This window comes from Pseudomonas kilonensis (assembly GCF_001269885.1).
Lineage (GTDB): Bacteria > Pseudomonadota > Gammaproteobacteria > Pseudomonadales > Pseudomonadaceae > Aquipseudomonas > Aquipseudomonas kilonensis.
The window spans coordinates 1,052,970-1,069,347 of the sequence record NZ_LHVH01000017.1; the positions used below are offsets into that span (position 1 = coordinate 1,052,970).

General features: G+C 52.6%; 17 protein-coding genes. 5 read left to right on the forward strand and 12 right to left on the reverse strand.

Going from position 1 to position 16,378, the window contains the following annotated elements:
* Window positions 1-9: 9 nt before the first annotated feature.
* Window positions 10-1,200 carry a cystathionine beta-lyase gene (metC, locus tag AD662_RS11200; protein WP_025214440.1) on the reverse strand — a complete coding sequence of 397 codons (1,191 nt, stop codon included), beginning with the start codon at window positions 1,198-1,200 and terminating at the stop codon, window positions 10-12.
* Window positions 1,201-1,576: 376 nt separating this feature from the next.
* Here metC and AD662_RS11205 point away from each other — a divergent pair, with 376 nt between their 5' ends.
* From AD662_RS11205 to AD662_RS11220, 4 genes are all read left to right on the forward strand, one after another.
* On the forward strand, window positions 1,577-3,061 hold the full coding sequence (locus AD662_RS11205; RefSeq protein ID WP_025214439.1) for an amino acid permease: 1,485 nt from the start codon (window positions 1,577-1,579) through the stop codon (window positions 3,059-3,061).
* A gap of 107 nt (window positions 3,062-3,168) precedes the next feature.
* Window positions 3,169-3,732: a TetR/AcrR family transcriptional regulator gene (locus AD662_RS11210; RefSeq protein ID WP_025214438.1), complete on the forward strand. Its 564-nt coding sequence runs from the start codon at window positions 3,169-3,171 to the stop codon at window positions 3,730-3,732.
* A gap of 363 nt (window positions 3,733-4,095) precedes the next feature.
* On the forward strand, window positions 4,096-4,650 hold the full coding sequence (locus AD662_RS11215; protein WP_025214437.1) for an OsmC family protein: 555 nt from the start codon (window positions 4,096-4,098) through the stop codon (window positions 4,648-4,650).
* A 171-nt stretch (window positions 4,651-4,821) separates the two neighbouring features.
* Window positions 4,822-5,517, forward strand: coding sequence for a DsbA family oxidoreductase (locus tag AD662_RS11220; RefSeq protein ID WP_025214436.1), 696 nt, complete (start codon window positions 4,822-4,824; stop codon window positions 5,515-5,517).
* Here the strand turns inward: AD662_RS11220 and AD662_RS29770 are convergent.
* Window positions 5,514-5,792 carry a hypothetical protein gene (locus AD662_RS29770; protein WP_235195341.1) on the reverse strand — a complete coding sequence of 93 codons (279 nt, stop codon included), beginning with the start codon at window positions 5,790-5,792 and terminating at the stop codon, window positions 5,514-5,516. The two genes, AD662_RS11220 and AD662_RS29770, sit on opposite strands and share 4 nt — an antisense overlap.
* Here AD662_RS29770 and AD662_RS11225 point away from each other — a divergent pair.
* The gene (locus AD662_RS11225) at window positions 5,694-5,918 is read left to right on the forward strand and encodes a thioredoxin family protein (protein ID WP_223528801.1); all 225 of its coding nucleotides are present in this window, start codon (window positions 5,694-5,696) and stop codon (window positions 5,916-5,918) included. The two genes, AD662_RS29770 and AD662_RS11225, sit on opposite strands and share 99 nt — an antisense overlap.
* A gap of 370 nt (window positions 5,919-6,288) precedes the next feature.
* Here AD662_RS11225 and AD662_RS11230 read toward each other — a convergent pair whose 3' ends face one another.
* From AD662_RS11230 to AD662_RS11275, 10 genes are all read right to left on the reverse strand, one after another.
* Entirely contained in the window at window positions 6,289-6,621 is a 333-nt protein-coding gene (locus AD662_RS11230; RefSeq protein WP_025214435.1) for a carboxymuconolactone decarboxylase family protein, read from the reverse strand.
* A gap of 473 nt (window positions 6,622-7,094) precedes the next feature.
* The gene (hutH, locus tag AD662_RS11235; RefSeq protein WP_025214434.1) at window positions 7,095-8,627 is read right to left on the reverse strand and encodes a histidine ammonia-lyase; all 1,533 of its coding nucleotides are present in this window, start codon (window positions 8,625-8,627) and stop codon (window positions 7,095-7,097) included.
* Complete coding sequence (gene hutU, locus AD662_RS11240; protein ID WP_053187182.1) at window positions 8,624-10,315, reverse strand: urocanate hydratase; 1,692 nt, start codon at window positions 10,313-10,315, stop codon at window positions 8,624-8,626. The genes hutH and hutU overlap by 4 nt, the downstream gene beginning before the upstream one ends.
* A gap of 373 nt (window positions 10,316-10,688) precedes the next feature.
* On the reverse strand, window positions 10,689-11,453 hold the full coding sequence (locus tag AD662_RS11245) for an ABC transporter ATP-binding protein (RefSeq protein ID WP_027912471.1): 765 nt from the start codon (window positions 11,451-11,453) through the stop codon (window positions 10,689-10,691).
* 16 nt (window positions 11,454-11,469) lie between these two features.
* Window positions 11,470-12,180, reverse strand: a complete 711-nt coding sequence (locus AD662_RS11250; protein WP_027912470.1) for an ABC transporter permease — start codon at window positions 12,178-12,180, stop codon at window positions 11,470-11,472.
* Entirely contained in the window at window positions 12,177-12,896 is a 720-nt protein-coding gene (locus AD662_RS11255; RefSeq protein WP_053187185.1) for an ABC transporter permease, read from the reverse strand. Before AD662_RS11255 ends, AD662_RS11250 begins: the two co-directional genes overlap by 4 nt.
* Before the next feature lie 56 nt (window positions 12,897-12,952).
* On the reverse strand, window positions 12,953-13,735 hold the full coding sequence (locus AD662_RS11260; protein WP_025214429.1) for a transporter substrate-binding domain-containing protein: 783 nt from the start codon (window positions 13,733-13,735) through the stop codon (window positions 12,953-12,955).
* Window positions 13,736-14,103: 368 nt separating this feature from the next.
* Window positions 14,104-14,841: a histidine utilization transcriptional repressor HutC gene (gene hutC / locus AD662_RS11265; protein WP_025214428.1), complete on the reverse strand. Its 738-nt coding sequence runs from the start codon at window positions 14,839-14,841 to the stop codon at window positions 14,104-14,106.
* Window positions 14,841-15,977 (reverse strand): aminotransferase class I/II-fold pyridoxal phosphate-dependent enzyme, encoded by a 1,137-nt coding sequence (locus AD662_RS11270; RefSeq protein WP_025214427.1) that lies wholly within the window; start codon window positions 15,975-15,977, stop codon window positions 14,841-14,843. The genes hutC and AD662_RS11270 overlap by 1 nt, the downstream gene beginning before the upstream one ends.
* Window positions 15,974-16,180, reverse strand: coding sequence for a hypothetical protein (locus AD662_RS11275; protein ID WP_025214426.1), 207 nt, complete (start codon window positions 16,178-16,180; stop codon window positions 15,974-15,976). The genes AD662_RS11270 and AD662_RS11275 overlap by 4 nt, the downstream gene beginning before the upstream one ends.
* Between the last annotated feature and the right edge of the window lie 198 nt (window positions 16,181-16,378).

Here is a 16,378-nt window from a genome sequence, read left to right on the forward strand (position 1 = left end):
AACACAGTTTCATGAGTATTCGATAATCTGCTGGCTACGTAACATATTGAACCTCGCAAAGCCTTCTTCGAGATCGGAGATAAGATCAGATGGATCTTCAAGACCGATATGAAGCCGCACCAGGTGCCCGTCGACTTCCCAAGAGGTCGCACTTCTGACGGGTTTGGGGTCGGCAATCATCGCCAAGCTTTCAAAACCACCCCAAGAGTAACCAATTGAAAACAACGATAGGCTATCCAAAAGTGCATCTGCCGCTACTTGTGTTGAAGGTTTGGTCACGAAGGAGAGTAAACCGGACGCTCCTTTAAAATCCCTCTTCCATAACTGGTGCTGAGGGTGAGATTCTAATGCAGGATAATAAACCGCTTTCACCTCCTCGCGTGTCTCCAACCACTTGGCGACAATCGTAGCGTTTCTGTAATGACGCTCCAGTCGCACATCAAGTGTTCTCATGCCCCGGAGCGCCAGCGTCACGTCATCTGGACTCGCAAATAAGCCCATGCTGAAATGGAATCGTTTGAGGCTGTCCCACGCGCGCTTGGAGGCTGATACGGTGCCAAGAACCGCATCGGAGTGACCGACGATATATTTCGTAGCTGCCATGATGGACAGATCAACACCAAGTTCCAATGAAGGAAAGTAAAGCGGGGTGCCCCAAGTGTTGTCTGCAATAACTAGGATGTCATGATCATGTGCAACCTTGGCTATAGCAGGGAGGTCTTGTATTTCCAAAGTCAAGGAGCCAGGAGATTCGGTATAGATCGCTTTAGTGTTCGGCTTGAGCAAGTCAACGATTCCGGCTCCTATTGTCGGATCGTAAAACGAGACCTCAATCCCCAGCCGTTGACCCACCTGCTCACAAAAAGCCCTTATCGGCGCATACACATTGTCGGCAACTAGCAGATGATCCCCAGTTCCCACGACAGACAGTATGGCAGTCGTGCATGCCGAGAGCCCTGAAGGACAAAGAACCGTGCCTTCCGCTCCCTCCAACTGCTGGAGGGCCTGAGTCAATGCCTCTGTCGAAGGGTTATTCCACCGGCCATACGAATATTTTTGGCGACCCTCGCGCATCGATTCCGATGTAGGAAAAGCTACGGTGGAGCCCCGGTAAACCGGTGTATTCACGAAACCATGATGCTGATTGGGGTTGATAGAAGCATGGGCGAGCAGGGTTTGCACGGTTTTATATTTCTTCATACAGGCTGCCATTTCTTGAGTAGTGGGGGCGTGTCGTTGCGCGTGTCACTGAGATTAAAGTACTAAATTTATTAAATGTCTACCATCTGGTTTGCGTTTAGTAAAAACGTCTTTAAAAACAGAGAGTTATCCTTGTATTATAAAATCTATTGCATGGCTACCGAGTAGATGGTAGGTTTTTCGTGCCTGATGGTTTCGGCCTTTTCGACCGAAATGTGATGCTTATGGCGCGCGAGGACATTTCTAGAGCGAGGCCTAATAACCGTAATGGTGAAGGCGCGGTGCGCTCTCTTTCTTCTCTTTGAAGCTGGGGAGGAAAGACTTAAGTTTGCAAGGGATAAGAAAAATATCTGCAAATTAATTGTTTGGGTGACACATGAAAAAGAAAAACGTACAGCCCGCTCCAGCCGTTCAGTGTGAAAGCGAATTGAGAGACAGATCGAACTGGCTTGACTCTCATGAAAGTGGCTACTCAAAACACCTAAAAAAACGCCATGTGCAGATGATGGCACTCGGCGGAGCTATCGGCACTGGGTTGTTCTTGGGAGCAGGGGCCAGACTTCAAATTGCCGGGCCTGCACTTGCGGTGGTGTATTTAGTGTGTGGAGTTTTCGCCTTTTTCATACTAAGAGCATTGGGTGAGCTGGTTATGCACCGCCCTAGCAGCGGGAGTTTTGTATCTTATACTAGAGAGTTTATGGGGGAGCGCGCCTCCTTTGTAGCGGGCTGGATGTACTTCTTGGTTTGGGCACTAACGGGTGTAGTTGACATAACAGCGATTGCGATATACATGAAATACTGGAGCGTTTTTTCGGACGTTCCACAGTGGATATTCGCGCTTAGCGCCTTGGGCGTTGTGACATTGATGAACATGGTTGGTGTCAAATGGTTTGGTGAAATGGAGTTTTGGTTTGCTGTTATTAAGGTGGCAGCTATCAGCATTTTTTTGATTGTCGGCTCGTTTTTTTTTGCAACTGGCCACGAGGTGGCGGGGCACATCCCGGGTCTGCATTTGATCTCGGATAATGGAGGTGTTTTTCCCCATGGCTTTCTGCCGGCGATTATTATCGTGCAAGGCGTAATTTTTGCTTATGCGAGTATAGAGTTGGTGGGAACCGCTGCTGGTGAGACGGCAGATGCCAAAAGGGTCATCCCTAAAGCAATCAATGGCGTGGTTTGGAGAATAGGGCTTTTTTACGTAGGCTCGGTATTCTTGCTAGTCACTGTATTGCCGTGGACGGCCTACAGCGCTAATGTCAGCCCTTTCGTGACGTTCTTTGAAGCGCTCGGCATTCCTGGAATTGGCTCCGTTATGAATATCGTTGTAATGACTGCCGCACTCTCTAGTCTGAACTCAGGCTTGTACGCAACGGGGCGGGTACTGAGATCGCTAGCCATGGGAGGATCTGCCCCCAAGATGTTTAAACGTATGAGCACCCAAGGGGTTCCCTATATGGGGATCTTAGTGACAATGGGGATCAACGTATTTGGCGTGCTATTGAATTTTCTAATTCCGTCCCAGCTATTTGAGCTGCTGCTTAATCTAGTTTCTCTGGGGATCCTTTCCACTTGGGCATTCATTGTACTTTCTCAAATAATGTATCGTCGTGCGGTGAAGAGAGGTGAAGCCGAGATGGTCTCGTTTAGAATGCCAGGTGCTCCGTTTACTTCTTGGCTGACCCTGGGTTTCTTGCTCGTAGTGCTGGTGCTATTGGGTTTCGATTATCCTAATGGAACATATACTGTTTTATCTATACCGGTAGTCGCTGGAGCTCTAATGCTGGGTTGGGCAAAGGCCGTCCGTTCCAAAGCCGTGCGCTCGGAAAAAATAGAGAACAGTTCGAGCCATGTAGGAGTATAGCTTAATGCCAATGAGAGCACGGTTTATGACGTGCTTTCATCGCTTTAAGTTGAATCGTTGCTGTAAAGCAGTTAATATGCGTGTGTCAATAATGCAAGGTAAGATTTATGAGTACTCGTTCTGACCTTTTAACCACTGCCGAGCTGTTGCTGCGTACCAAAGGGTACGCTGCATTTAGCTATGCCGATTTGGCTGACGAAATTGGTATAAAAAAGGCGAGTATTCATCATCACTTTCCTACAAAGGAAGGGCTTGGAATTGCCGTTATTGATAGCTATCTTTTTAGGTTTGTGAAGAGTCTAGAATTGATAAATGAAGAGAGCACCGACACGATCGTTCGGTTGAGAGAGTTTTCTAAGCTGTTTATTGATAGCTCAAAAAATGGAATGCTACCCTTATGTGGTGCGCTCGCTGCCGAACTTTCTGCTCTGCCGGACAGTCTTAAGGATTTGACTAGGAGGTTTTTTGAAATCCATATTGCTTGGTTGGAAAATAATCTCGCATTGGGTCAATCTGAAAAGGTTATAAAGGCGGATCTTAATCCCAGAACAGTTTCACGGGCGATATTGAGCTTGCTTGAGGGTAGCAGTTTTGTATCTTGGGCGCTCAATGATACAGTTGTTGATCAGTCTGGGTTTGATTTGATATTGAATAGTATTGTCGTTTCGTAATATACACTGAGAATCAGATTACCAAAATCAGTAGGAAGCCTTTCACGTTGTGTTTGCCCATCTTATTAGGTGGGCTTCATATTTCTACCCCCTCTGCAGTCCACCTCAACAGCTGATCTAATCCCACAAATAGGTTTTCTGTTCGCACACACCTTCCAAGCGTTTCTCCGCCTGTCAGATCGGACAGGCGGTACTTCGCCATAAGCTACGTTTAATTAGGGATAGGAGCTGATCGCACCGTTAGCACGTGGGAGGTGGGGTACCAGGTCAAAGAATTTTATTGCTAGCAAACCTACTAATAGGTAGGATTGCTGTGCGTAACATTTATCCAGCCAAAAAATGCGTTCAATAGAGGGTTTTTTAATGACAACTAATCTGAATGGTATTGATGTCGTAGCTCTGCAGCAGTTTGCTCAAGGTGTTGCGGAGGATGCGAATAAGCGTCACGCGAGCTTCAACGTCAATACCCAGTGGAAAGGCCAGACGCGCTCTGTGGCGAAAGTCAGCCGTTACAGCTTAGCCGGTGAAACCTATTCGCGTGATTTCGAAATCGTCGCCGATGAGCCAATTGAACTGTTAGGTCAGAACTCGGCGCCAAATCCTCAAGAGCTGCTGATGGCCGCGCTGAACGCCTGTATGGCGGTAGGTTACGCAGCTAACGCAGCCATGATGGGCATTAAAATCCACAGTCTGGAAATTGAGACCGACGGCACTCTCGATTTGCGTGGTTTTCTGGGCATCGACGAGAGCGTAAACCCAGGGTACGACCAAGTGCGGGTCGTAATCCGTCTTCACACCGATGCACCTCTTGAGCGTGTAGAAGAACTGCACAAAAATGTAATTAAAACATCAGTTAATTACGCGAATTTCTCCAAAGCCATCCGCATGGTGCCAACCCTCGAGGTTCGTGAGGACTGATATTATCAGATCTTTCATCTTTACAACCTTGAGAGCGCCAGTAGGCAAGGCCTACTGGCGTTGCTACCTTTGCTATTGTAATTGAGCGCGTTGCTTTTTGTTTTTAAACGGTTTTTGAACTTTGCTCAATGGGTAGCAGCGTTTTTTATTTATTTTAATATAGAGGGGTGTATGAGCGCTATTTCGAAAAAGTTTGTAGTGGATATTTGGTCTGATTTCGTCTGTCCTTGGTGTTGGGTCGCCAAGCGTCGTTTTGAGAATGCGCTTGAGGACTTTCCGTACAAAGACGATGTACAGGTAAACGTGAGAGCGTATCGTCTTGCCCCTAACCATACTGCTGAGTCTATGGTGAGAGCCCTTAAAGTCAAATTAGGTAGTTCAACCGCTGTTTTGAATATGATGAGTGCGGTAAAGCAATATGGCCAATCTTTAGGGCTTGATTACCGTTTTGAAACCATGATGTTTGGTGACACCGCGGATGCGCATGTCCTCGTCAAAGCGATTGACGATGAAGTATTGAAGACGCACTTGGTGGAGGCGCTCTATGAGCAAAGTACTACCCAGGGTAAGTCACTATTTGACCGAGGTAGTTTAGAGTCGATTGCAAAATCTGTAGGTGTTTCTGATGAGTCGATTCGACTCGCGTGGTCATCTAATGAATTGTTTCACCGGATGCAGGAAGACGAGCGTGCTATGGGGCAATTTCACTCGGGCGTCCCGTTTTTTGTTTTCAATAGTTCATTTTCTATTTCGGGGGCTCAGCCTCAAGAGATCTTTTCTCAAGCACTCAATCAAATGTATTTCGAACCAAGTGACGAACATGAGTCGTCCAGCAGTCAAGTTTGCGGGCTTGATGGATGTAATTAATACCAGAGATGCTTCGGCACTGTTGGTGCCGCAATTTCTGGGTTTGGAATGATGTTGTGGGTGAAGTGCAGATGAGCCGTATTGTAGACGTGAAAGCCGGAGAGTTCGCCCGATTCGTTGCAAAAGGTAACTGCGCTGTGCTGTTTTCGGCGTCCTAGTGCAAGCCCTGTCAAGAAATGAAACCGGTTTTTAATGAGCTGGCAGAAAAGCTGCAGTCGCGCGCCGCATTCGGGAAGATTGATGTGGCTGTTTCGCCCACGATCTCCCAGATGCATGGTGTCCGGTCGGTTCCATCCTTGGCGATTTTCTACGAAGGGCGATTACGTTTGGTTTTGGCTGGCTCTCGATCGGCTGCCGCGTTGAAGAAAGCAGTCTTAGCTGACTTAAAGGATGTTCTGTAGGTCGGACTAAAATTTCGATGCGCTCTCAAATTGACTGTCCGAATGAGTGTAGGAAGCGCGTCAGGATGTTGCTGGGCTAAGTGTCCGACTGGCGTATAGGCAAGCTAAGCTCCGCTTTGCGACCGGCCAGGCCATGTTTAGCCCAGCGTAGCCTTTGCTTGAATACAGTTACGCTTCAGCCGGAGTATCAGCGATAACGAAGTTCGGATAATGTAAAGACTTTGATTTCATCGGCAGGCCATCAGCACAACGACGTGGTTGGCTAATGGCATGCAGAACAGCTTATAGGGCTTTAGCGACTTCTCAGATTTAACTGGCGACGGGGGTAGCTAAGCCTCTACTATTATTGATCCTTCCGCACTGCTGGGTATCAAGATTTATCGAATGCATCCAAAACGTGAGTGCTGTAAACCAATGCAGCGCCAGCGTTCATATTAATCGCAACGCCCAAAGCTTCTGAGACCTCTTCAGTCGTTACGCCGAGCTTTTTGGCCTCAGCTGCGTGGAAAGCGATGCAGCCGTCGCAACGGGTGGTGACGGCAACTGCGAGTGAGATCAGTTCACGAGTCTTAGCGTCGAGGTGGTTTGTTCTTTCGCCGGCGCTCCCTAAAGAAGCCAAACCTTTCATGGTCTCTGGGGATAGGCCATTCAGTTGCACTAGGCGGGCGCTGACGTCTTTTCGAGTTTGCTTCCAATCTTGCATGGGATATTCCACTTTGGGCGCGATGCCCTGTAGGTGTAGGGGAGGTGTGAAACCGATCAAAACATACCATCCAGTTGGTAGGTATGCAAGTGTGTCTTACAAATGCTTGATCGTGCGGTCGACGTAGAAGGGGTGAGCTGGTGTGATGAGAGGGCATTGACGTTAATGCCTTATTTGTAGTGATGAGCTCTCCCGGCTCAGAACCAGGAGGTACTTGAGCGGAGTTCGCGTGATCAGGGAATGCTGCTGGTATCAGAATTTTGAGCGCATAAGGAGCCTTAGGGGGGTAATGCTGTTGTCAAGCTAATTTTCCCGCGCACTTACATAAGACTATTACTGGGAAGCAATAAAAAGCTCCACAGCCAAAACGAGAATCTATCGTCATAGCTGTGGAGCAAAAAACTGCCTGGGCATTTAACGCGTACGGGACTATCAGCTAGAATAACTCACGCGATCATGGCGGATATCATCTATCAGATGCTGGGCAACAATGTGTTCAATACCAAGTCGTTCAAGCAGCCGGAAGCCAATAATTCACTGGCCGCATTGATATCCGGCGCGAAGAAGCGATCCTTCTCGTAATAGGCCACTTTGCTTCGCAGACTCTTCCTGGCCAGTTCCAGCTTGGGCGACGTCTTCAAGCCGTCACGCAAGTCCAGACCTTGGCAGGCCGCTAGCCACTCCACAGCCAGGATTCCACGGGTGTTTTCAGCCATTTCCCACAACCGTTTGCCGGCGGCGGGTGCCATCGACACGTGATCTTCCTGATTGGCGGATGTGGGCAGGCTGTCTACGGAATGGGGGTGAGCTAGCGCCTTGTTCTCGCTGGCCAGCGCTGCTGCTGTCACCTGAGAAATCATGAAGCCCGAGTTCACGCCGCCATTGGCTACCAGGAACGGCGGCAGTTGTGACATGTGTTTGTCCATCATCAACGAAATGCGGCGCTCGCTCAGCGAGCCGATTTCAGCAATGGCCAATGCCATATTGTCTGCGGCCATGGCCACTGGCTCGGCGTGGAAGTTGCCGCCAGAGATCACGTCACCTTCAACGGCAAAGACCAGTGGGTTATCGGATACGGCATTCGCTTCGACGACTAATACTTCCGCGGCCTGACGGAGCTGGGTCAGGCATGCGCCCATGACTTGAGGTTGGCAGCGTAGAGAGTAGGGATCTTGGACCTTGCCGCAGTCTTTGTGCGAATCGGCGACCTCACTGCTTTGGCCCAGCAGGTCGCGATAAGCAGTAGCTGTATCAATCTGGGCCTTCTGGCCGCGAGCGGCATGGATACGTGCGTCAAACGGCGAGCGGGAGCCCAAGACAGCTTCGACCGTCAACGCACCGATGGCCAAGGCGCCTGCAAACAGGTCTTCGCCCTCGAACAAACCGCGCAGAGCATAAGCAGTGGACACCTGGGTACCGTTGAGCAACGCCAAACCCTCTTTGGCAGCCAGCGTCAACGGCGCCAAACCGGCCACCTTCAGTGCTTCGGTGGCTTCCAGCCATTCGCCCTTATGACGGGCTTTGCCTTCTCCCAGCAGCACGAGGGACATGTGCGCCAAAGGTGCCAAGTCACCAGATGCGCCGACCGAACCTTTTAACGGAATATGCGGATACACCTCGGCGTTGATCAATGCTATCAGAGCATCGATCACCACGCGGCGTATGCCGGAGAAACCACGGCTGAGGCTATTGACCTTGAGCACCATGATCAACCGCACCAGCGCATCGCTGATCGGCTCACCCACACCAGCGGCGTGGGACAGTACTAGCGAACGTTGCAGATTTTCCAGATCTTCACTGGCGATACGGGTCGAGGCCAGCAGGCCGAAACCGGTATTGATACCGTAGGCGGTGCGATTCTCGGCGAGGATCTGCTCCACGCAAGCGACACTGGCTTCAATTTGCGCAGAGGCACTGTGGTCGAGGGTGATTTTTACTGGGTGCTGGTAAACGGCACGCAGTTGGGCAAGGCTCAATTGGCCTGGGATAACGTTAAGTGTTTTCATGCTTTGGCTCCTTTAACAAGAGTGATCATTGGCAGGTTCAAGCCTTGCTCATTCGCGCAATCAATGGCGATCTGGTAACCGGCATCGGCATGGCGCATCACGCCGGTCGCCGGATCGTTGTGCAGCACGCGGGCAATCCGCTCGGCCGCTTCATCGGTACCATCGCAGACGATCACCATGCCCGAGTGCTGGGAGAAGCCCATGCCGACGCCGCCACCGTGGTGCAGCGATACCCAAGTCGCGCCACTGGCGGTGTTGAGCAAGGCATTGAGCAGCGGCCAGTCGGAAACGGCGTCGGAGCCGTCCTGCATGGATTCTGTTTCACGGTTCGGGCTGGCCACGGAACCGGAGTCGAGGTGGTCACGGCCGATGACGATCGGCGCCGACAGCTCACCGCTGCGCACCATCTCGTTGAACGCCAGGCCCAACTTGGCGCGCTGGCCCAGGCCAACCCAGCAGATACGTGCCGGCAAGCCCTGGAAGCTGATGCGCTCGCGAGCCATGTCCAACCAGTTATGCAGGTGAGCGTCGTCGGGGATCAGTTCCTTGACCTTGGCGTCGGTCTTGTAGATGTCCTGCGGGTCACCGGACAGCGCCGCCCAGCGGAACGGACCGATGCCACGGCAGAACAGCGGACGGATGTAGGCCGGGACGAAACCCGGGAAGTCGAAGGCATTTTCGACGCCCTCTTCCTGGGCCATCTGGCGGATGTTGTTGCCGTAGTCGAAGGTCGGCACGCCCATTTTCTGGAAGGCCAACATGGCTTTGACGTGCACGGCCATCGATTGCTTGGCGGCCTTCACCACGGCGGCGGGCTCGGTCTTGGCGCGGGCACGGTATTCGTCCCAGGTCCAGCCGGCCGGCAGATAGCCGTTGAGGGGGTCGTGGGCGCTGGTCTGGTCGGTGACCATGTCCGGACGCACACCACGACGGACCATTTCCGGCAGGATTTCGGCCGCGTTCCCACACAGTGCAATGGAAATCGCCTTGCCTTCGGCGGTGTATTTCTCGATGCGCGCCAAGGCGTCGTCGAGGTCTTTGGCCTGCTCGTCGACGTAGCGGGTTTTCAGGCGGAAATCGATGCTCACCTGCTGGCACTCGATGTTAAGCGAGCATGCGCCGGCCAAGGTCGCGGCCAACGGTTGCGCACCGCCCATGCCGCCCAGGCCGGCGGTCAGCACCCAACGGCCCTTGAGGTTGGAATCGTAATGCTGGCGACCAGCCTCGACGAAGGTTTCATACGTGCCCTGCACGATGCCCTGGCTGCCGATGTAGATCCAGCTGCCGGCGGTCATCTGGCCGTACATGGCCAGGCCCTTGGCGTCGAGTTCGTTGAAGTGCTCCCAACTGGCCCAGTGCGGCACCAGGTTGGAGTTGGCGATCAGTACGCGGGGGGCGTTGCTGTGGGTCTTGAACACGCCCACCGGTTTGCCGGATTGCACCAGCAGGGTTTCGTCGTCGTTCAGGTGGGTGAGGCTTTCGACGATCTTGTCGTAGCACTCCCAGTTGCGCGCCGCGCGGCCGATGCCACCGTAGACCACCAACTCCTTGGGGTTCTCGGCCACTTCCGGATCGAGGTTGTTCATCAGCATGCGCAGCGGCGCTTCGGTCAGCCAGCTCTTGGCGGTCAGCGTGTTACCGCGAGGGGCGCGGATTTCGATATTACGGAAATGGAGTGGTTTGCTCACCGGTAATCCTCTCGAGATGACTTGCAGCTTATTGTTGGTTTTCGCTACATCTGGGCGAGTAAATATAATCATGTATATACAAGCTTAATCAAGCAGATTTTTGACCACTATTGTTGTCGGCATGAATATCTTCACGTGATTAGTTTTTTCGTTCGAATGGCATTGATGCAGGTTTTGCCATCAAGCTTTGCGCACTGGGCGCGCTGTGACAGTTTCAGCCAGGGATCATGAGCTGAGCCAGAGCAAGACGCTGGGATTGCTCTCGCACGTGGCTCTTCTGGTCAACAGAACGGCGAACCATTTCGGACGCAATCGCGCGCCTGAAAACATTTTTCAGGCACGGTAAGCGTCCAGCCGGCTTAAGGCACTTCGGTTATTTCAGATTGCCGCTGAGAAATTGCTGCAAACGCTCGCTCTTAGGGTTCCCCAGCACTTCCTCAGGCGGCCCTTGCTCTTCTACGAGCCCTTGGTGCAAGAACAACACCTGGTTCGATACCTTACGAGCGAAGCTCATTTCGTGCGTCACCATGATCATGGTTCGGCCTTCTTCGGCGAGGCCCTGAATGACCTTCAGCACTTCTCCTACTAGTTCAGGGTCCAGGGCAGACGTCGGTTCGTCGAACAGCATGATTTCCGGTTCCATGGCCAGCGCCCGGGCTATCGCGACGCGCTGCTGCTGGCCGCCCGAGAGAAAGGCCGGGTATTGATCGGCAACTCGCGATGGTAAACCAACCTTGTCCAGGTAACGCCGAGCCAGCTCCTCTGCATCCTTCTTGCTGACCCCCAACACTCGGCGAGGGGCCATTGTGATGTTGTCGAGCACGGTCATGTGGCTCCACAGATTGAAATGCTGGAATACCATCGCCAGTCGGGTGCGCAGCCGCTGCAGTTCATCTGCGTTTGCAACGCGCATGCCGTGGTGGTCATGGATCATGCGTATCGGCTGATTGTCGAGGCTCATGGCGCCGTTGCTAGGGATTTCCAGAAAGTTGATACAGCGCAAAAATGTGCTTTTGCCCGACCCGCTGGCACCGATCAGGCTAATGACGTCGCCGGCCTTTGCTTTCAGCGAAACACCCTTGAGGACTTCGTGGTCGCCATAACTTTTATGCAGGTTTTCTACGGTCAGTTTGTACATATTCGAGCACCCTGAATTAATGAGCTGGGCCGAGGAATGACAGCCAACGGCGCTCAGCCAGACGGAACAGACCGACCAGAGAGAAAGTGATAGCGAGGTAAATCGCTGCGGCGATGCCGAACGATTGGAAGGTCAGAAATGTTGCTGAATTGGCATCTCTGGCAACCTTGAGGATGTCCGGTACCGTGGCGGTGAAAGCGACCGTGGTGGAATGCAGCATCAGTATCACTTCGTTGCTGTAGTTCGGCAGTGAGCGACGCAATGCAGACGGCATGATGATATAGGTGTAAAGCTTCCATCCTCGAAGCCCAAAGGCCTTCGCTGCTTCGACTTCACCATGATTCATGTTGCGTATCGCCCCGGCGAAGATCTCCGTGGTGTAGGCGCAAGTGTTCAAGGCAAAGGCCAGGATGGTGCAGTTCAACGCATCGCGAAAGAATGCATCAAGCAGCGGTTGGGAGCGCACCGCAGCGAGGCTGTAGATGCCGGTGTAGCAGATCAGTAGCTGTATATACAGAGGCGTGCCACGGAACAAATAGGTATAGAACTGTACGGGCCAGCGCACGAAAAGGTTGCTTGAAACCCTGGCAATCGATAGCGGGACCGCCATCAAGAAGCCGAAGAAGAGCGAGGCACTGAGCAGCCATAGTGTCATCGCCAAGCCCGTGATGTGATAACCATCGTGGTACAGAAAGGGTTTCCAATATTCTTGCAATAGCTCAATCATCGCACGGCCTCCCGAGTTCCTGCGGCGTAAAAACTTTCCAGCCTGCGCAAGACATAGTTTGACGCGGTGGTGATAACCAAATAGATCAACGCTGCAAGGATCAGGAAGAAGAACAGTTGATAGGAACTCTTTCCTGCATCCTGGGCAACCTTGACCAGGTCAGCCAGACCAATGATCGAGACCAGTGCGGTCGCTTTCAGGATCACCATCCAGTTGTTGCCAATGCCCGGTAATGCAAAGCGCATCATTTGCGGGAAGAGCACCAGGCGGAATCGTTGGGCGCGGGTCAGGCCATAGGCCGTGGCTGCTTCTAATTGCCCCTTTGGAACGGCGAGAATCGCTCCGCGGAAGGTTTCGGTGAAATACGCACCGTAGATGAAGCCCAGGGTGATGACCCCTGCGCTGAAAGGATTGATCTCGATATATTCCCAGCCAAAGGCATCGGTCAGATTCGTCAGCCACGTCTGAAGGCTATAGAAGATCAGCAGCATCAAGACCAGGTCGGGCACGCCGCGGATAAGCGTGGTGTAGGCTTGCGCAGGGATGCGTAGCAAGGCTGACTTCGAGAGTTTCGCGCTGGCACCGATCAAGCCCAGGCCCACGCTCAGCAACAAGCACAGTGCGGATAATTTGACAGTCATCCAGGAGCCTTGCAGCAACAGCGGGCCGAAACCCTTTAGGCTGAAGCCTAGAGTCTGCAATAGGTTTTCTAGCATTGGACAGCCCTTCGTCAATCAAGAAAAAACGCCCATCCGAAAATGGGCGCAGCGTGTTATTTACCGCTGTAGATATTCTGATCACCAAAGTGTTTTTTCTGGATGGCTACATAGCTGCCATCCTCATGCAGTGCCTTGATGCCTTTGTTTATCAGGGCCTTGAGATCGGCGTTGCCTTGGGCGAGACCTACCGCGGTTTTCGCGGGCAACAGTTCATGCTCGACTGCTTTACTTACCTCAAAATTCGCCCCTTGCGGCGACTTCAAGAAGCCCATTTCGGCTTGCAACATATTCTGGATCGAGGCATCGAGACGGCCAGTCACTAAGTCCGAATAGACCTGATCCTGGTTGGCATAGGCTTGGGTTTTGACCCCGGCCTTGTTCAGTACGGCTTTTGCATAAGCTTCCTCTGTGGTGCCTTGCTCATAACCAACCGTCTTGCCGACGAGCGTCTTGATATCTTCGGTCAGGCCGGAGCCTTTCTTGAAAACGAAGGAGGTAGGAACGGAGAACAGCTCATCGGAGAAGTCGATGACCTTTTCGCGCGAGGATGTCACGGTCATGGCGGAGATCACGCCGTCGAATTTGTTGGCTTTCAGGCCGGGAATCATGCCGTCAAAATCACTCTCGACCCATTTGCACTTCACTTTCAATTCAGCACAAATCGCATTGCCTAAGTCGATGTCAAAGCCCACCAGGCTACCGTCGGCAGCTTTGGACTCGAAAGGGGCATAAGAGGGGTCAACGCCGAACCGCAACTCCTTGTACTCCTTGGCCGAGGCAAAGCTGCCAGCCACACACAACGCCAGTACGGAGAGGGTCAAAATAGATTTTTTCATTGTTTTTATTCCTAAGGACCAAAGAGCGCTTGAGCGCACGGATGCGGTACGGAGCTCGTGTGTGTCGCTATGGGAGTGGTACACAGAGCCCATTTTTTGGTTTAAGCGTGTCGAGGTGACGGATCGACTTTACCGCGTAAATACATACTTGTACATACAGGCATAGCCAATCAAGCAGCCATTTATCTGCTCGGATGTGCATGGGTGGAAGAAGGGCTGGAAACGCTGAGGGGAGGGGGGTGATCAGTTTCGTTTTTCCGGTCACTACGGGCGTAGGGCCTGGGTCTATTGTGATGTATGAATCAGAAAGCGACCGACGCCCTTTGGAAGCGGCGCTGGTCAAGTTTTACGGCAGATGTGTCGAAGAGTCAGACGTCTCTGTGAGCTGCATTCATGGGTAAGCGACTACCCAGTCGATAGCGGGAGGAGGGGTGGACGAGCCGCACAAAGGTGACAATTTTGTTTTGGCTCCAAGTCCGGCGTATGAGGGCCAGGCAAGGTTCAGTTGCATCGATTTGCAGATGTTTGCTCTCCTCTGCGCTGGGGTGGCAGGCCTCTACGATATGTTCCATTTCGTCGGGCTTGATGACTTGCAAAAGGTATTTGGCCGGTTGCAGGTGTTCGCCGAATTTTTGTTTCAGGAACTCTGGCACCAGCTCGGGATTGACGTAACGATCCTCAAGCTGCACTGGCACGTCTTCTTCGCTGTGCGCACAAACCAGATGAAAAACCGAAGAGCCCGTGGGCAGGCCCAGGGCGGAAGCGACTGACATCGATGCGGATTCGCGTCCCAGGTGCAGGACGCGACAGCCGTAACTATGACCCCGAGCGAGAATCTCGTCAGCGATGTTGGTGATGCGCAACAGGTTCGATTGCGGCTTGCTTTCGGCTACGAATGTTCCAACACCTGAAATCCGCACCAATAGACCTTCTTCGGTCAGCTCGCGCAGGGCTCGATTGACGGTCATGCGCGAGATGCCCAGCTCTTGCACCAACTGGTTCTCTGAGTAGATCAGGTCGCCAGGTTTCCAAACGCCCGCTCGAAGTTGGTCCAGCACAAATTCCTTCGCGCGTCGGTAGAGCGCTTGTGGTGCATTTTTGATCATCAGTCGGTCCGTGTCTCTTGTGCGGCAAGGACTCTTGCCAAGGAATGGAGGAAAAGATCGTTATCCTCACAGCTTCCTATAGATACCCGCAAGTACTGAGTATATCCCGCTTCGCGCCAAGGCTTGATGATGACCCCTTCTCGCAGCAATGCCTGGTTGATGACTTCGGCAGGATAAGGGGTGCTGAAAAAAAGGAAGTTAGCCATGGAGGGGGCAGTTGTGATGCCTTGCTCTTGCAGTGCGATCTCCAGTCGTCGGCGTTCGCTGGCGACGTGGGAGAGGCCAGCATTCAGATGATTTTCATCGGCCAGCGCGGCGACCGCAGCGGCTTGGGCCACTCGGTTTACGTTGAAGGGGGTGCGCAGGCGATTGATCAAATCGGCCAGTAGCGGGTCGCTGACAATGCCATAGCCGATGCGTAAACCTGCCAATGAATAGGCCTTGGAGAAGGTTCGAAGCAGGATAAACGGCTTGCCGCTGGCCTGGATCAAGCCGAGGCAGTCTGGGTACTCAGGCTCCCATTGGGCGTATTCGTAATAGGCTTCGTCAAACACCAGCAAGCACTTCGGAGGTAATGCATCGAGCAATTGCTTCAATTCGATTGCGCTCAAGGTGCAGCCAACCGGATTGGAGGGGCAGGAAAACATCAGCACATGGGTATGCGGTGTAAGGGCGGAAATCATGGCCGCCACGTCAAAAGTGCCTTGGTCGGTCATGGGGACACCGATTACCCGAGCGCCGGCTGCCACTGGAAAAATAAAATGCAAGCCGAAGGAGGGCACTACGGTAACCACTTCATCATCATGGTCCAGAAACACTCGGCTGATGACACTCAGCAAATCCTCAGAACCGTTGCCGAACACGAAGCGATCTTCCGGAACATCAAGTTTTTCCGAGAGTGCGGAGCGTAGTGCCTGGCAGCCAGAGTCGGGGTACAGCGCAATCTCATGGCAGGCTTGGGTGGTCGCGGCGTTGACAGCGGGGGCGGTGCCCATTGGGTTTTCATTGCTGCCCAATTTAGCGACGCGTGTCAGACCGAAGCGTTTGCGCACTGCATCAGCGGCGAGGCCGGCGTTGTAACTGGCCAATTCGCGTACTTCAGCGCGAGCAAGCAGGGTCAGGTCGTTGGCGTTCATACAAGGCTAACCTCTCGGGAATTTTGCTGGAAGGTATTGCGATCTGGATGGTGCCGCAGGGGACGCTGCGGGCTCGGCTGTTCAGCGCTTTGAAGGATTTCGTGCGGGAGGCTGTAGTGGAAGAGTGTCGCCAATTCGGCGATCCGGTCTGCGAGGCTCATCCCTTCGGTAGTCGCGGCAGTCATCTGGTGCAGTTTTTTCATTGATTACCTCTTAGGTGCAGGGCCACAAGGAAGTGGTGCTGTATGATCCTGTATATATAGGCAACGCAATGTTCAGGCCAAGCCTTATCTTTTCTGTTGATCGCTGCTCGTAAACGCCTTCCAGGCCAGGGGGGGCTCACATGAATATTTTTTCAGGTGTAACTGAAGGTTGCATCGGAGTGTTTCCGGTATCTCATT

Bases quoted from the DNA above. Each gene is read 5' to 3' on its own strand.
- AD662_RS11260 (WP_025214429.1), bottom strand. From the start codon at position 13,735: ATGAAAAAATCTATTTTGACCCTCTCCGTACTGGCGTTGTGTGTGGCT.
- metC (WP_025214440.1), bottom strand. From the start codon at position 1,200: ATGAAGAAATATAAAACCGTGCAAACCCTGCTCGCCCATGCTTCTATC.
- AD662_RS11270 (WP_025214427.1), bottom strand. From the start codon at position 15,977: ATGAACGCCAACGACCTGACCCTGCTTGCTCGCGCTGAAGTACGCGAA.
- AD662_RS11250 (WP_027912470.1), bottom strand. From the start codon at position 12,180: ATGATTGAGCTATTGCAAGAATATTGGAAACCCTTTCTGTACCACGAT.
- AD662_RS11245 (WP_027912471.1), bottom strand. From the start codon at position 11,453: ATGTACAAACTGACCGTAGAAAACCTGCATAAAAGTTATGGCGACCAC.
- AD662_RS11215 (WP_025214437.1), top strand. From the start codon at position 4,096: ATGACAACTAATCTGAATGGTATTGATGTCGTAGCTCTGCAGCAGTTT.
- hutC (WP_025214428.1), bottom strand. From the start codon at position 14,841: ATGATCAAAAATGCACCACAAGCGCTCTACCGACGCGCGAAGGAATTT.
- hutH (WP_025214434.1), bottom strand. From the start codon at position 8,627: ATGAAAACACTTAACGTTATCCCAGGCCAATTGAGCCTTGCCCAACTG.
- AD662_RS11255 (WP_053187185.1), bottom strand. From the start codon at position 12,896: ATGCTAGAAAACCTATTGCAGACTCTAGGCTTCAGCCTAAAGGGTTTC.
- AD662_RS11210 (WP_025214438.1), top strand. From the start codon at position 3,169: ATGAGTACTCGTTCTGACCTTTTAACCACTGCCGAGCTGTTGCTGCGT.
- AD662_RS11225 (WP_223528801.1), top strand. From the start codon at position 5,694: ATGAAACCGGTTTTTAATGAGCTGGCAGAAAAGCTGCAGTCGCGCGCC.
- AD662_RS11230 (WP_025214435.1), bottom strand. From the start codon at position 6,621: ATGCAAGATTGGAAGCAAACTCGAAAAGACGTCAGCGCCCGCCTAGTG.
- AD662_RS11220 (WP_025214436.1), top strand. From the start codon at position 4,822: ATGAGCGCTATTTCGAAAAAGTTTGTAGTGGATATTTGGTCTGATTTC.
- AD662_RS29770 (WP_235195341.1), bottom strand. From the start codon at position 5,792: ATGCATCTGGGAGATCGTGGGCGAAACAGCCACATCAATCTTCCCGAA.
- AD662_RS11205 (WP_025214439.1), top strand. From the start codon at position 1,577: ATGAAAAAGAAAAACGTACAGCCCGCTCCAGCCGTTCAGTGTGAAAGC.
- AD662_RS11275 (WP_025214426.1), bottom strand. From the start codon at position 16,180: ATGAAAAAACTGCACCAGATGACTGCCGCGACTACCGAAGGGATGAGC.